The sequence below is a fragment of the Comamonas sp. HJ-2 genome (genome assembly GCF_053615495.1).
In genome coordinates, this window is the sequence record NZ_JBSIFD010000005.1 from 234433 (window position 1) to 250421 (window position 15989).

The following is a 15989-nucleotide window of genomic DNA, read 5'->3' on the forward strand; positions in this document are numbered from 1 at the left end:
TTCAGCTAGAAATCGGTAACTTAACAATTACCATTATAGAAATCATATGCATCACTCATTTCATCGAATGAGAGCAATTTACCTTGATATAAAACATAGACATTTCCACAAAATTCTTGCAGATTGTGAAGCTCATGTGAGACCATGACAAACGCTCTATCTTTTCTTTTAATGAATAGCTCTTCTCGACATTTTTCATGAAAACGAGCATCACCGACAGAAATCACTTCATCAATCAGAAAACAGTCGAATTCAATTGCCATGGAAATAGCAAAAGCCAAGCGTGAACGCATTCCAGAAGAGTAAGTTTTCACAGGCTCCCAAAAATATTTCCCAAGCTCTGCAAAATCTTTTACATATTCAACTTTTCCAGAAAAATCAGCCTCATAGACTCTGCAGATAAATCGTAAATTGTCTAACCCAGTAAGACTCCCCTGGAAAGCACCGCCAAAAGCGAGTGGCCACGACATTTTCATGCCCCGCTCCACCTTTCCAGAGTCTGGTCTTTCTGCTCCAGAGAGTATCCGAATCAGGGTGGATTTTCCTGCCCCATTTCGTCCCAAAATTCCTATTTTTTCCCCGGAACGGATGGTCAAGTTCACACCGTCCAAGACTTGGTGAACTCCCGAGCGGGTTTGATACGCCTTATAAACGTCATTGAGAAAAATCATTCTGGTTTCACATTACGGCTTGCATCTTTAACTAATGCAAGACCGATTAACAAAAGTAAAAGACTTACGAATGCCATATAGGAAGGATTTTCATGGGTTTTTACAACCTCACCAAAAAATCCATGCCGAATCATCTCTACACCATGAACCATTGGCAAATAAAGTACTATTTTCTGGGCGGCAGTTGGCAACCAGTCGACCATGAATGCAGCCCCCGACAATGGAAACATCAAGTAAGTTGCGATATGCCAGATTCGCTCAAATGTTTCTGATTTTTCAGAGAGGACACCAACAGTAAATCCGAGCCCAATGGAAAACCATGCCAGCATGATCCATCCAATGGCGATAATAAAAATATCTTGTGGACCACGCATAAATCCGGAAACTATCGCCAGAGCAGATAAAGCAATGAAAGATGCGGTTGCTCCCACCCATTCAAGCAAGACTCTAGACATAAATATATCTAAAATCCTCACGTTTCGATGGTACATCAAAGCCATATTGGGCTCAATCGCCTTGGAACAGCGATTTGCCACATTTCTCCACATCAAAACAGATGAATACCCGGTTATCGCAAAAGCAATAATCGGAATATCAGACATGGCGTGCATGTTCGCAACTGTCCACAATGTCGCGACGCCCAACGTAAAAAGCATTGGCTCCAGAAATAGCCAAAGAAACCCCAGTCCATGGCGCCCGTAGCGGGTGATAACTTCACGCAGCAAGAGCGCATGGATGACCCGCAATTGGATAGCAAACGACCGTGCCAGTGTTGTTTCACCCATGTCGCTCAATCCTGGTGTTCCTTGATGCCGGCTATCAGCATGGAGAGCACGCCCCAGATGATCAGGCCCAGCACGAATACTGCGGCGATCGAGCGCAGGCGGCGCGGTTCCATGGCGGCGTCGGGCAGGCTGGGCTGGGCGATGCGTTCCAGATACAGCTGCTTGCGCTGGGCCTCATTGCGGGCCTGTTCAAGCGATGCCATGACGCTGGCCAGTTGCCGGTCGGCGAACTCCTTTTCCAGCGCCAGGCGCTGGAAATCGGCAGCCTTGCTGGCCAGAGAGAGGCCACCACCGGTGATCTTCTGGCTTTCGTTCTGTATTTCGCTTTCCAGCAACTGGATGCGCTGTTTCAGGACCGGGATCTGGGGGTTGTCACGCGCCGCCAGCTGCAGCTGCACCAGCAGGGACTTGCTGCTGATCAGCTCGTCCTGCAGCTTGGCGATCTGCTGCATGGGAATGGCGCTTTGCTTTTCAGGGTCGATCACGCCTTTCTTGTTGCGATAGTCGGCCAGCGCCAACGATGCGCGCTTGGCCTTTTGCTCGGCCTTGGCCACTTCTTCATCGGCAAAGCGGATCATGTCCTGGCGGCCGCGCTCGTTGAGCTGGTTGACCAGTTCCTCGGCTTTTTGCAGCAGCTCGGAGTTGATGTTCTGCGCATCTTCGGCGCTGAAGGCGCGCACGCTCAGCGTGCCGATGGAAGAGAGCGAGTCGAGCTGCACATTCACCACCTTCTGGTAGTAGCGGTGCATCTTCTCGAAGCTTTCGTCCCAATCCAGGCCTGGAAAGCGGCCCAGCGCATCGCCCTTTGCGAATGCACTGCGCAGGTCCAGCTTGTCGTCCAGGGACTTGAGCGCGTCGCGCGACATCATGTAGTCCTGCACGCTGTAGCTGTCGTCCTGCGAACGTGTGAAACCGCTGCCCTTGAGCAGCATGCCCAGCGGCGAGGCCGTCTGGCGTTCGGGGCTGCGCACCACAAAGCGCGATTCGCTGATGTAGACATCAGCGGCGATCAGACCGAAATAGAAAATCGCCAGCAAGGTAGGCAAGGCCACCGTGAGCCAGAACAGGCGGTGTTTCTGCCATGTCTGACGCAGGTTGTTGTTCTTCACTTCAGGCACGGCCATACACATCCTCGAAACGCACGATATCGTCTTCACCCAGGTATTCGCCGCTTTGCACTTCGATCATGATCAGCGGCAGAATGCCGGGGTTGCTGACGCGGTGCTGGTGGCCTGCCTGGATATAGGTGGATTCATTGGCAGAGACCAGGATCTCCCGATCGTCGTTGACGACCTTGGCCATGCCGCTGACCACGATCCAGTGCTCGCTGCGATGGTGGTGCATCTGCAGGCTCAGGCTCTGGCCCGCTTTGACGACAATCCGCTTGATTTTGTAGCGCTCGCCTTCCTCCAGCACGGTGTAGTCACCCCATGGACGGTGCACGGTTCGGTGCATGCGATGCAGCTCGTGGCCCCTGGCCTTGAGCGTGTTGTAGACATGCTTAACGTCCTGAGCACGGTCTTGCGAGGCGACCAGCAAGGCGTCCGGCGTATCGACGATGATGAGGTCGTTGACACCGACGGCGCCCACCAGACGACCATCGCTGCGGATGAAACAGTTCTGTACCTCATGCAGCAATGCGTCGCCCTCGACGCGGTTACCTTGCTCATCGCTTTCACTTAGCGTGCCAAGCGTCGACCAGGATCCGATATCGCTCCAGCCAATATCGCAAGGCACAACGGCCACTCGATCGGATTTTTCCATCACGGCATAGTCGATGGAGTCATCGGGAACTAGGCTAAAGGACTGTGATTCCAACTCGCAGCGTGAGGAATTCTGGCCCGATATACGGCGAGACTGAACCAGACAAGCCTGTACCATTTCCAAGATAGCTGGGCAATGCTTTTTCATCTCCTCAAGCATGGCAGAAGCCTTGAAACAGAACATGCCGGAGTTCCAGAAGAAACGACCAGTCTCTAGATAGGAAACCGCTGTTTCAGTATCAGGCTTTTCCACAAAGCGCAGCACCTTATTGCCTTGGGCTTCGATATAACCATAGCCTGTTTCTGGCGCGGTTGGCTTGATGCCGAATGTCACCAGTGCCCCCTGCTCAGCCAGCACGCAAGCCTGCTCGACCGCCTTGCCAAATGCCTCTTGCTCGGCGATCAGGTGGTCTGCAGCAAGTACCATCAAAATCGCATCCGGGTTCTTCTCTGCAATCTGCAAAGCCGCAGCAGCCACCGCAGCGGCTGTATTGCGCCCGAAAGGCTCCAATAGGAACGAGGTGTGCAATTTGCAATCATTGATCTCAGCATATTCATCTTCAGTCTTGAAGAAGAGTTCGCGGTTGGTCACCGTCAGAACCTCGGCCACGCCAGGTAGTTGAGCGCCTCGCAGGAAAGCTTTTTGCAGCAAACTTTGCCCATCACCAAGCCGGATGAATGGCTTGGGATGTGTTTCACGCGATACAGGCCAAAGGCGAGAGCCTGCACCACCACAAAGTACAACTGGAATCAAGGTAAGAGCAGTCATGAAGTCAATTCTTTGATGGTTTGAATACTGAATTCCATTTGCGCCTGGCTGTGCTCAGTACTGAGAAAGAATCGCAATCTGGCGGCTTTCTCTTCGACAGCTGGATGAAGAATGGGTTGGACATTGATGCCGTGCTCAAAGAGCTGGCTGGAAAGACGCGCGGCCTTGACGGAGCTGCCCATCATCAAAGGAATGATGGAATGACCTTGGGACATGCCAACATCTAGGCCAGCTGCACGCGCCTGTTGCAGAAAAAAATGTGTGTTACTGCGTAGTTTTTGCACGCGCTCTGGCTGCTTTTGCATGACACGAAGAGCTGCAAGTGATGCTGCAGCCAAGCTGGGAGCTATACCGACGCTGTAGACAAATCCAGGCGCTGCATATTTAAGGTGCTCCACCAGTGCACGCTCTCCAGCGATATAACCACCGCAGCCCGCCAGCGTTTTAGAGAGCGTGCCCATCCAGATGTCCACATCGCGGCCATCCACGCCGTAGTGTTCGTGCAGCCCCTTGCCACTTGCGCCTAAAACCCCTAGCGAATGGGCTTCATCGACCATCAGAAATGCCTGGTGCCTGCGTTTGATATCAATCAGTGATGGCAGATCTGGGATGTCGCCATCCATGCTGTAGTGGCCTTCAACCACGATGAGTACTCGCTCAAAGCATCCGCGGCTCTCGGCCAGTATCTGGTCCAGCGCCGTGAGGTCGTTGTGCGCAAACGGCCGCCTTGCCGCGCCGGACAATTCAATGCCCTGCAGCACACTGTTGTGGATCAAGCTGTCGTGCAGCACCAAATCCTTGGGTCCGAACAGGTAGCCAATGGTGCTGACATTGGTGGCATGGCCGCTGACAAAGACGATGCTGTCTTCAACGCCATAAACCGCTGCCAAGGCTTGTTCCAGTTCTCGTTGTATGGGGCGCTCGCCAGCGACCAGGCGGCTGGCCGATGCGGAGGTGCCGTAATGGTCAATCGCATCCTTGGCTGCCTGGTTAACCTCGGGGTGGCCTGAGAGGCCCAGGTAGTTGTAGCTGGAGAAGTTGATGAACTCGCGCCCGGCAATATGGCTGGTGGCACCTGCCATGCCCTCGTGGATGCGAAAGAATGGGTTATCCAGCCCCAGACGATCGGCCACCGCTTTCGGAACCAGCATTTTTTCGTAGCCGGGATGGCGGTCGAAGCGGGTCAAAGCGGGATCGACCGAGGAGCGCGCCACGGGCCTTGTCGCCGCCGCTACCGGCTGCTGGGACGCGCTGGCCTTGCGGCCCAGGATGCGGTCGATCAGCTGTGTTTTGGCCTGCTGGGCTAGTGGGGTCTTGTTCATGGGATGAGTGCCGTTCCCTGTTGTGCGAGCCTTTGCGTGTCCTGTGCCAGCGTTTGGAGTTGTTCGGTCGTCAGACCTTCGCCGTGCTGCTGGAGTGCAGCGGTGACAAGGGCAAGCTGGCTTTCTTGCTGCGTTGGTGGTTCGCTTTCGTAATCCCCACCCACTAATTTCTCGACAATGCGCGCAGTGACGTTGCTCACGGAGGGGGCGTCATTCAACATCATGACCGGCAGCTGGATACCAAAGCGCTGTTCCAGCCCCAAGGCAAGTTCAACCGCCATCAGCGAGTCCATTCCCAGATCGTGCAGCGATGCCTGGGGCTTGATGCCTGCCGCCGGTATGCACAGCACCTGAGCGACCTCCTGCGTCACCATGTCGCTGATGATGGCCGCTGCCTCTTGCGGCGTTTTGCCGGCCAGCAGCGCACCGATGTCTGTGGCATCGGCGCCGGAGGACGACTCCTCGCGCAGACGATTGAGCATGGCAAAACGACTGCCTGTCGAGGAGGGTAGCAAGCGTGCCAACACATTCCAGTCGAAGTCAGCGGGCATGACGATGGCTTGATCTGAGCGCAATGCCTGACCCAGCTCGGTCAGGGCATCGGCCGCACCCACCGGGGGTTTGCCCAGTCTCTGCGCCAAACCATCTTTGACAGCCTGGTTGCGCTCCAGATAGCCCGCATCCCCAATGGGGCCCCAAGCCATGCAAGTCGCCGGCAGACCCGTGCGCTGGCGCAATGCGGCAAGCGCCTCCAGGCCCGCATTGGCAGCCACGTAATTGCCCTGACCTGGATTGCCGATGGCCGTGGTGATGGATGAATACAGCACAAAATGCTTCAAGGGCATGGTTGCCGTGGCCAGGTGCAAATTCCAAGCGCCTTGCAATTTAGCCGTCAGCACGCTGCTCATGCTTTGGGTATCCAAATTGAGCAAGAGGCGGTCGTCGAAGGTCGCCGCAGCATGCAGCACACCGGTCAACGCAGGTAGATCTTCGGGCAGGGATTGCATCAGGGCGGCCAGTGCCGCTGCATCAGCCACATCACAGGCCGTAGCAAACACGCGAACGCCCTGTGCAGTCAGCGTATTCACGGCATCTTGTGAGCCCGGTGTCTGTGTGCCGCGACGGCCTACCAATACCAGGTTGCGAACCCCCTGCCCCGCCAACCAGCGTGCGGATTCAAGGCCAAAGCCTGATAAGCCTCCGGTGACGAGCCAGCAATCGTCATCATTGAACAATGCGGGTGTAGAGCGTGCGCCATCGGCCGCGCTGACCTGCGGCAGGATATCAAGGGACAGCACGATCTTTCCGATGTGACGTGCCTGTTGCATGAACCTGAAGGCATCCACCACATGATCCGCGCTGAAGCGGCGCAACGGCAGCGGCGCCAGTATCTGTTCGTGGAACAAGGCCATGACTTCTTTGAACAAACGTGCCGCAAGTTGCGGGCGGCCATTCATCAATTGGTCTGCATCGATGCCGAAATAGCTGATGTTGTTGCGGAACGGGCGCAACCCCACCGGCGTGTTCTCAAAGAAGTCGCGTTTACCCAACTCCAAAAAGCGCCCAAAAGGTTTGAGCACATCCAGGCTGCGGCGCATGGCCTCGCCGGCCAGTGAATTCAGCACTACATCCACGCCTTGGCCGCCGGTGGCTGTCATCACATCTTCGGCAAATGACAGGCTGCGCGAGTCGAAGACATGGTCTGCACCGAGCAGATGAACAAAGTCACGCTTTTCGTCACTACCGGCTGTGGCATAGATCTGCGCCCCCAAGTGGCGTGCAAGCTGGATGGCTGCGATGCCCACCCCACCTGCTGCGCCATGGATCAGAACGCGCTCACCAGGTTGTAGATCGGCCAGCTGCTTGAATGCGTAGTAGACCGTGAGAAAGACCGTAGGTACGGTGGCTGCGGCCTCGAAAGACCAGTGCGCAGGCATAGGGGCCACCGCATGAGCCGGTGTAACCACATGGCTGGCGAAACAGGAGGCGCCAAAGCCCATGACGGCATCACCCACCTGCAGATCGCGCACTTGGCTACCCACGCGGCTAACCACGCCAGAGAACTCCAGCCCCAGGCTGGCACCGGCAAAGCCGTTTTCGACGGCCTCGTCTGGCAGCAAACCCATGAGGTACATGACATCACGGAAATTCAGACCCGTGGCCTGCGTTCGCACCTCGACCTCATCATCCCGCAGCGCGCGTTCGGCCTGTGGCAGCCAGACCAGATTGCGCAATTGCCCCGGCACATGAAAATCCAGACGCACTTGCGGTGCGGACGGCGCAGAAACGGCAGACGCCGGCGCAGTCACGATGGCTTGCGAGGCATGCATGGTCAGGCAGTAGCGTGCCGTACTGCCCAACACGATCTCGCTGACACCATCGGGGTGCAGCAGCTCGTTTTCCAACCGCAACAACGATGCTGGATGGTTTAAATCGCATGCCAGCTCAATCAGCGTGCAGCGCAGTTGCGGCACCTCGTTCATGACGACACGCCCAAACCCCCACAGCGCACCCTGAGCAGGATTGGGAAGCACGTCCTCTGGCAATGGGCAGGCCAATGCACCGCCACGGGTGATCATCCACAACTGAGGCATCTGCCCCGCCTGCTGGCGAGCCAGTGTCTGAATATCACCCAGCAGCAGCCCCAGCGTCTGCGCCGCAGCATCGGCACCATCCTGCCAGCCGACCAGGCTCACGACATGGCTCGCGCTGCTCAGTTGCGCCGCATCGGGGTGTTCGGCAATGCATACCTGCTGACCCCGTTCACTCAGGCGTGCGCCCAACTGCTGAGCACAGGTTTGGCTGGCAGCGTCAACCAGTAGCAGCCAACTCCCGAAAGCCTGAGTTGCCTCGGGTGGCGACTCCAGCTTTGATGAAGCGGGACTGCGACCCAACAGCAGATAGGCTCCTGCAGACAATCCCTGGGCTTGTGGTTCAAGGAAAAGCGTAACGTCGTCAAAGCCTGCGCCCTGCAGCAAATGCTGCCAAGTCTGCGGTGTCTGCAGCGCGGATTGCGGCTCGGCATCTTGACCTTCATGCCACCACTGCGGATCTAAACCTTCAACAAAGTCTATGCTCCAGTCGGCATGGCGCTCGGCCAGCCAGAGAGTACCGTCGATGGTCAAAAGTGTTCGCAGCCGTGCCAGAGCTGCCTGAGGGTCAATGCTGCGGTGCAGGCTATGGCGCAATACCAGCACATCAAAGCTCTGAGGAGATTGCGTCGGCAACACAACATTCAGAGCGAGCGGATCGAACCCCGTCACAGCGATGTTGGCATGTGCCTGGAACTCTGACCCTTGGCGGGCCTGCAAAACAGGGTCTGCCACAGCCAGCACGTAGTCAAACCGATCCTGAGGCAATGCATTTAGCAGGACATGGGGCAGATCGCTGGGACCGGCAGATATTTCCAGCACACGCAGTCGGCGAGAAGCCGGCCAGTCGCTGGCAGCCCGAACCAGCATGGCTTCAAGCGCCATGCGCACGCCCGCATAGGAGGGATCCGCATGGTGTATGGCTTCGGCAATCGGGGAATGGTGCAGTTCGCTGACCAAGGAGGATGCATCCACCGTTCGATCAAGCAAACCGACCAACTGGCGGCCGACACGGCCAAGCATCGACAGTTGCGGCAGGCATTCCGGGTTGTCCTGGAGTATGGCGCGCCAAAGTTCGGCCGCAGCTGGCAGACCAGGCGCTTCAGCTAAATCCAGATCGCCTTCGATGCTGGGCACAAGCAGTGCCTCCCTGCGCATGAGGCCAGCCAGCCAGCGTCCATAAGGCGTTTCAAACAGTTGCGTCCAATCCTGTCCACGCAACCGACGCAATTGCTCACAGGCTTCATAGCCAAACGAAAGAACCAGGGCTTCGATCAACGGAAGTGTTTGCTTGAACCACCCTTGCCGCTGAGCGGCATGCGCAGCCAGCGCATCCTTGGCATGCTGCAGCAGTGCAGCGGATGGCAACAGCGGGGCCTGCACAGCATCGAGTGGATGCGGTCGCAAGCAAGGAGTGATGCTCCATTGGGCGATCTTCTCCTGTACGTGGCGCTTGAGATGGGCGGCGCGAAAACGGCAGCCACGGATGACCGCCACCAGCTGTTCATCGGCATCTAGCAACTCGAAGTCCGCCAGTACGGATCGATGACTGTTGCGCAACAACTGTGCACGCAAACGAGTCACTTTTCCGTTCGCACAGATCTCGATATAGCCCATCTTCACCGGCAGCAGGGCGATCCCCTGACCTGCTTCAATACGTTGGGCGAAGAAATCCACCAAGGTTTGGAAACAGACATCCAGCAAGGCCGGGTGCAACAGGTAATCCGACGGGCTCAGCGATGGCGGCTGCGTAATGCAAGCTTCCAGGTGCGCATTTGCAACCCATGCCTGCTGTAACCCCTGGAAGGCTGGCCCGTAGTTCAAACCCAGCGATGTTGTCAGCCGGTAGTGCGCCGCCTGATCCAGCGTGCTGCGCGATGCAGCATCAACCGCAGGGATTCTGGGAACGGGCACCTGGCCCGCAGCTTCAAGGACACGCCCTGTCGCATGCAGCGTCCAATCATCGGCGCTCAATCGCTGGCGGCTGCAGATCTGGAAACTGCCATCGCGCGGATTCAGCGTCAACCGTAGTGTTCGGCTGTGCTCGCCGTCGAACACCATGGGGGCGATGATGTCGAGCTGCTCCACCGCGCAGCGCGGCACTTGCAACCATTCACGCGCTGCAGCCAAGGCCATTTCGGCATAGGCGGCACCAGGGTAGACGATGGCGCCGCTGATCTGATGATCGGCCAGCCAAGGTTGCGTTTGCATATCCAGCGTGTTTTCCCACTCTGGATGGGTGCTTTGGAGACGCCACCCTAGTAAAGGATGCACCCTTCGATGATCGAAGGTCAACGCAGCCTCGCTGGAACGGGGATGCCAGTGCTTTTGCCGCTGCCACGGATAGGTGGGCAAAGCAATGTGCTGGAAGGTTGGGCCGAACAGATCGATAAGCGACGCAGCATCTCCCTGCAACAAGGTGCGCAACGCAGCTTCTTCCAGTCGCTGCAGGCCATCATCGCCTCGGCGCAGTGTAGGCAGCACTCTGCCCTTGAGTTTGGCGGAGGTCAGGGTATCCGAGATATAGCGCTGCAAGATGGCGTGGGGGCCTATTTCCACGAAGATCCGGCATCCCAGTTCGGCGGCCTTGTCCACGGCCTGCTGAAAGCGAACCGGCTCGCGCACATTGCGCCACCAATAACTGGCATTCAACTCATCGCCAGCCAGCACATCGCCTGTCACCGTGGACACAAAGGTTGCCGCCTGCGCCGCAGTGGACTGCAGACCTTGCAGCCACTGTCGTAGCTGCTGCTCAATAGGATCCATCTGTCGACTGTGAAACGCATAGTCGAGATCCAATAGGCGGAAGAATGTGCCATTGGGCTCCACTACACGCTGCAGGCGTTGCAGATCGTCCAGACTGCCTGAGAGCGTAATGCTTGCGGGGCTGTTGAGCCCGGCCACTTCGACATCCAGCCCCAGATCCGCGATAAGGTCTCTTGCAGCCTGGTCTGTCATACCAGCGGCGGCCATACGTCCAGTGCCACGTGTCAACGCCTGCGCCTTGCTGCGTGCACAGATGACTTCAATGGCTTGATCCAAGGTCAAGGCTCCCGCCGCCCATGCTGCAGCGATCTCTCCAACGCTATGCCCTGTCGTGACACTGGGCTTCACCCCAGCCTGGGCCAAAATGCGTGTGATCGCCACCTGGATGGCGAACAGCAGCGGTTGGGCAACGCTGGTGTCATGGAAACGGGACGCCATCTCCTCTGCCTGGAGTTCCTCGATCAGCGAAAAGCCCGCCAGCGGCCGCATTGCGGCATCCAATTCCGCCAAGATCGCAGCGAACTGTGGCGATTCGGACAGCAACCGCTGGCCCATGCCCAGCCACTGCGCTCCATTGCCGGCATATACAAAGGCCACGTCACCGGACTGAGTCATGGCCTCTTCGGCATAAACACCAGCACACGAGCCATCTTGGGCATAGCGGCGTAACATGCCCGACGCCGACTGAGCGTCAGCTGGGTAAAGCGCCAGACGTTTTTCCATGAGTTCGCGACCAAGCGCCGCAGCATGAGCAATCGCTTGAAGCTCTTGCCTGGAACGGTCTTGGAGCAGATCAGCATAGCGCTGCGCCATGGCGCGCAAAGCTTCATCTGTGCGCGCTGACAACAGCAAAGGCATAAGGCCTGTCGATGGCGCAGGCACAAGCGCCGCCTCCTGCCCCTCACATGTCGGCTGGTACTCCTGCAGCAATACGTGCGCATTCGCCCCGCCAAAACCAAAGGAGTTGACGCCTGCCACCAACGGCTTGCTGCCCTGCTTTTCTATGGGCATGTACTCGCCAACGGTTTGCAAGTTGAGGCCGGCAAAGTCGATACGAGGGTTGTGTTTGTGCAAATGGAGCGCTGGTGGCAAAGCCCGATGCTTCAGAGCCAACATCGCCTTGACCAAACCTGCCATGCCCGAGGCAGATTCCAAATGCCCCAGATTGGCTTTGACCGAGCTTATGGGCAGCGGCTTGTTTCGTTTCTGCCCATAGACACGTCCGATCGCCGCCGTTTCTATGGGATCTCCCACTGCCGTGCCCGTGCCATGAGCTTCAATGAAATCCACATCCTCTGGCTTGAGGCCACTGCGCCCCAGCACCTCGGCCATGAGTTCAGCCTGACCATCGCTACTAGGAATCGTGATACCCGTCTTGCGCGCACCATCGGCGTTCACACCACTGGCCAAAATCACTGCGTGAACATTGTCACCATCTCGCAACGCGTGCTCTAGCGGCTTAAGCAAAAGTACCGCGCTGCCTTCAGAACGCACATAACCGTTACCAGCCTCGTCAAATGGTTTACAGCGCCCATCAGCAGACAGCATGGACGCCTTTGTGAAACCGACGAAGGGATAAGGATGCAGCAGCAGGTTCACCCCGCCAACCATGGCCATCGATGCTTCCCCTGCACGCAGGCTATTACAGGCATGGTGCAAAGCGACCAGAGACGACGAACATGCAGTGTCCACCGCCAGTGAAGGGCCGCGGAGATCAAAGACATAAGAAAGACGGTTAGCAGCAATGCTCAACGTATTGCCGGTCATCGAGTGCGCACTCATGCTGGCCATATCGTCCAAGCTGCGCACCCCATAATCCAGACTTGAGATGCCGACATATACAGCACAGTCGGAACCAGCCATCGTCGATGGCACTACACCGGCGTTCTCCATCGCCTCCCAAGAAAGCTCAAGTAAAAGACGCTGTTGAGGATCTAGCCACGCGGCCTCACGTGGAGAAATCCCAAAGAAACCTGCATCAAACTCATCTATGCGCGAAAGCACACCAGCGGAAAAAGTAATACTCCGCCCAGGTTCAGAACGCTTAAGGTGCTTGAGTTCACTTGTAGACCAACGATTTTCTGGAATCTGAGTAACCAGATCGCGCTTTTGTTTCAGCGCATCCCAGAACGAATCCTCAGCACAAAGATCCCCAGGAAAACGAAAGGCGAGCCCAATTATTGCGATGGAATGAGATTCGGATTTAATCAATTTATGTTCTTGTATCGCCCGCATTTATGCCCCAAACACTCATAGGTTGCTAATCGTCCGGGACCCGACAGCTAATTACAACGACGAGTTTCTGCACATTGAATGTAGGTTTGAGTAAGCGTTTTTTCACCAAGGCTGTTGCGCCGATCATTGCATTGTACTGTGGGCTGCTGCCGGTTTCAAAGACACCTTGTTAAGGGTAAAGTGCTAGATGGCCGCTTGCTGCACAACCAGGGCGCTCCATCAGTTGGGCATAAACAGCCACTTCGGGTGATCTGTGGATAACTTTGACGGTGGACAGACAGACTACTTTTTCCAATCGATCATTTCAAGCGGCCGTAGTCCAAACCGAACGGCGTTCCCTGCATGCAAGCCAGCTAGTTCCTTGAGTACGAGTTGTGTGAAGTGCTCGCGGTCTTCAGGCTGCACACTTCCAGGCAGCATGGCTTGGACGCTGGCCTCATTCACGGGCAGGCCGCCGCGAACAACAGCTGCAATCACTTCACCAAGCACTTGCCGGTAGCGCAGACGCAAGATGTCGGGTGGCACCAGGCTTTGCTGCACAGCCACGTACTGCTGGCATGAGCGTTCATAGGCCCACACAAAGACATCCCGCAGCAAGTCAACCTGATTGAGTTCGTAAACGCCGATCATGGCGTCCACATAGGCTTGCTGGGGTACATCAATGAATGACAGCGGGCACAGGTTGTGGCGTATGAAGGGGATGTTGGCAGCCAGACGCGACACCCGCTTGTTCACATCCTCAAAGGGCTGCAAATACGGCAAGTGCACCATCAAAAAGAATGCCTGCTCGAAGGGATCTTCGATTTCTGCGGCCATGCCCACCACGATGCCGAACAGCTCTTCCAAGCGCTGCGGCAAAGCCACTGGCAGGTAAACGCTACCGCCAATTTCAACTGCACGGCTGCGAATACGACCGCACATGGCGGGGTCAGCCATCAAGCCATCAGAAAGCAAAGCATGCAAGGCCACGATGGTGTCCTGCGACACCACAGCTTGCTCAGGCGAGTGCACCAGAAATTCGATCGCCTGCTTGTGGTTCAGGATCATCTGCGTCTCAAAGGCATCCTTACCCTCTGCCACCTGGCCAAACTCAATCAGGCGCTCTGTATCCAAGCGGCTGTAGGTGTTGCCTTCGAGTTGCGAGGAAGCCCAAGAAAGGTCGATCAGCAAGCGATTAAGAATGTCCTTGGCAAATGTACCTGCTGGTGTTTGCTCGGCAGGTGAGCGCCCCAGTGCATGTAGCTGCTCACGCAGCTTCAAAGGCAGGTACGCGGTGTGGTTGGTGTGGTATTCCTCTAAAAACTCTGTTCGATACACCACTGGCTTGCGTAAATGCCGAGGCTGACGCACATACGCCTTGATGGCTTCGCCTTGAGCGCTGACGGGAACATATGGCTCGATCTCAGCCGCTGTGCCTGAAGAAGCTACGCCACCTGCGCTTTCATCTTCCAGAACAGGAAAGTAGCGCACGGCCCGCGCTTGCCCCTGCACCCGAATGCGCCCTTGCTCCACCAATGAGGCCAATCTGCGCTGAAGGCTACGGCGTTGCAAGGCCAGCCCAGACTCATGCAGCACCTCTTCTGCGCTCACCCCTTCTGGGTGACGCTCAATGACGTTGACCAACAAGTCAAGCTCTTGCTGTGGTTTGACGCTATTCATGACGCAAATTATGACGCAATATGAAAATTGCGCCAATCAATTGACGCAATAAGAGAACGTTGTGACAACTGCTAGGCGCTGCCCTGGTGGGCACTCTGAACCAACAGACCCCACTTTTCCTCGTAGGTTTTAAAGCCAAGGCCACGCTCAAACAGCTGGCGAATAGTCGTGAATGCAGCCGCTTGCAGCTCCGGGCTCCGAGTCAGCTCAATGTCCAAGCCTGTTGCCGCTTTGACCTTCTTGCGGGCATCACGATAAGCGTCCTTGGAAACACCACGGCTAAAGGCTAGAACATCACCCAAAAGCCAAAGCCGAAGCTTGTTTTGCATGACTGGGGAGAGCCGATTGATGCCGTTGACGTCAGGCAGCACACCCTCCGCTTGCTTCAACTTGAACAGCCAAGGCAACAGCTGCTTTTTAGCTACGTCTTCATTCCACGCCAATGGTGACGTCAAACCGAGGCGTGCCAATTCTTTGCCACGCAGCGTCAGTTCAAAGCGCACCAAACGATCAGCAACTTCCGTCAGGTACTCACAGCCATGCACATGAGCAGGGATTGCACGCCCCTTCTTCTTCAACTCGATACCCTTGCGGTACCACTTGAGGGTGCGGCGTTTCGAGCCCTGCCCAATGTAGCCCGTTTCTAAGCCATACAAGCTCACATCACCAGCATTGCTGACGATGTATTCACGCAGGGCAATCATCAAGGCTTGGGCATCCTCCGATGATCCGCAATCAACATGTACCGCCACATCAACGCGCGTGAGGGCGTAGTCACCGCGACCAATAGCTGCACGCTCCTCCGGTGATGGAAGAAAGCCCAAAAGCTTGAATGCCTTTTTGATAGCAGCAAGAACTCCCGCATGCAGATTCAAGTGACCTACGATGTTTTGCCCTGTTAGAAATTTGGGTACGCTGAACTCCAGCAACAACGCCTGGCAGTTTTCTTGGCTGAACATTTGAACGCACGCACCAGTAAGTGGGCATTTGATAAGGAACTTGTAGCCATCCTGCTTGACGTTGGCATTGCTCAGCGCAAGTTCTTGCAAGGGTGGGTGCTTCACCCGCACCTTGACCTTGACCGTATCAATCAACAATGAGTAAAACGGCTTCCACACCTTGGTTTTAGCCTTGGCTTTGCTTTCAGCTTTGGCTTTAGAGGCCAAGTCCAAATCAAAGTCCAAGCCCAAGTCCAAACCTACGTTGGGGTCTGAATTCAGGCTGACATCTCCTCCGACCAGGCTTGGAATACGCTTGAACTCGGGAAGTGAAGCACTACAAATATTTGCCAGCAAACGTTCACGCAAAGTCAACTTTGTTGTACCACGTGCTAAGTTATTGAAATTCATTGGGAATATCCAGGGGCTTGAGCAGGCTGATGTCATGTATTACAGCCCGTCATGAATTGAGTGATGCTTGCTGCCACAC

Annotated in this window: 8 protein-coding genes; all 8 read right to left on the reverse strand. The window is 56.1% G+C overall.

The window, feature by feature from the left end; all coding sequences use genetic code 11:
- Positions 1–20: 20 nt before the first annotated feature.
- The 8 genes from ACWGXF_RS06940 to ACWGXF_RS06975 all read right to left on the reverse strand — a co-directional run bounded on the left by ACWGXF_RS06940 (position 21) and on the right by ACWGXF_RS06975 (position 15910).
- Positions 21–671, reverse strand: a complete 651-nt coding sequence (locus tag ACWGXF_RS06940) for an ABC transporter ATP-binding protein (RefSeq protein WP_452101794.1) — start codon at positions 669–671, stop codon at positions 21–23.
- Positions 668–1456: an ABC transporter permease gene (locus tag ACWGXF_RS06945; RefSeq protein WP_452101795.1), complete on the reverse strand. Its 789-nt coding sequence runs from the start codon at positions 1454–1456 to the stop codon at positions 668–670. The genes ACWGXF_RS06940 and ACWGXF_RS06945 overlap by 4 nt, the downstream gene beginning before the upstream one ends.
- 5 nt (positions 1457–1461) lie before the next feature.
- Positions 1462–2580: a hypothetical protein gene (locus ACWGXF_RS06950; RefSeq protein WP_452101796.1), complete on the reverse strand. Its 1119-nt coding sequence runs from the start codon at positions 2578–2580 to the stop codon at positions 1462–1464.
- Positions 2567–3988 (reverse strand): mannose-1-phosphate guanylyltransferase/mannose-6-phosphate isomerase, encoded by a 1422-nt coding sequence (locus ACWGXF_RS06955; RefSeq protein ID WP_452101797.1) that lies wholly within the window; start codon positions 3986–3988, stop codon positions 2567–2569. Before ACWGXF_RS06955 ends, ACWGXF_RS06950 begins: the two co-directional genes overlap by 14 nt.
- The gene (locus ACWGXF_RS06960) at positions 3985–5310 is read right to left on the reverse strand and encodes an aminotransferase class I/II-fold pyridoxal phosphate-dependent enzyme (RefSeq protein ID WP_452101798.1); all 1326 of its coding nucleotides are present in this window, start codon (positions 5308–5310) and stop codon (positions 3985–3987) included. The genes ACWGXF_RS06955 and ACWGXF_RS06960 overlap by 4 nt, the downstream gene beginning before the upstream one ends.
- On the reverse strand, positions 5307–12878 hold the full coding sequence (locus ACWGXF_RS06965) for an SDR family NAD(P)-dependent oxidoreductase (protein ID WP_452101799.1): 7572 nt from the start codon (positions 12876–12878) through the stop codon (positions 5307–5309). Before ACWGXF_RS06965 ends, ACWGXF_RS06960 begins: the two co-directional genes overlap by 4 nt.
- A 306-nt stretch (positions 12879–13184) precedes the next feature.
- On the reverse strand, positions 13185–14561 hold the full coding sequence (locus tag ACWGXF_RS06970; protein WP_452101800.1) for a Fic family protein: 1377 nt from the start codon (positions 14559–14561) through the stop codon (positions 13185–13187).
- A 71-nt stretch (positions 14562–14632) separates the two neighbouring features.
- Positions 14633–15910, reverse strand: coding sequence for a phage/plasmid replication protein, II/X family (locus tag ACWGXF_RS06975; RefSeq protein WP_452101801.1), 1278 nt, complete (start codon positions 15908–15910; stop codon positions 14633–14635).
- Positions 15911–15989: the final 79 nt, after the last annotated feature.

Bases quoted from the DNA above. Each gene is read 5' to 3' on its own strand.
- ACWGXF_RS06975 (WP_452101801.1), bottom strand. From the start codon at position 15,910: ATGAATTTCAATAACTTAGCACGTGGTACAACAAAGTTGACTTTGCGT.
- ACWGXF_RS06960 (WP_452101798.1), bottom strand. From the start codon at position 5,310: ATGAACAAGACCCCACTAGCCCAGCAGGCCAAAACACAGCTGATCGAC.
- ACWGXF_RS06955 (WP_452101797.1), bottom strand. From the start codon at position 3,988: ATGACTGCTCTTACCTTGATTCCAGTTGTACTTTGTGGTGGTGCAGGC.
- ACWGXF_RS06950 (WP_452101796.1), bottom strand. From the start codon at position 2,580: ATGGCCGTGCCTGAAGTGAAGAACAACAACCTGCGTCAGACATGGCAG.
- ACWGXF_RS06940 (WP_452101794.1), bottom strand. From the start codon at position 671: ATGATTTTTCTCAATGACGTTTATAAGGCGTATCAAACCCGCTCGGGA.
- ACWGXF_RS06970 (WP_452101800.1), bottom strand. From the start codon at position 14,561: ATGAATAGCGTCAAACCACAGCAAGAGCTTGACTTGTTGGTCAACGTC.
- ACWGXF_RS06945 (WP_452101795.1), bottom strand. From the start codon at position 1,456: ATGGGTGAAACAACACTGGCACGGTCGTTTGCTATCCAATTGCGGGTC.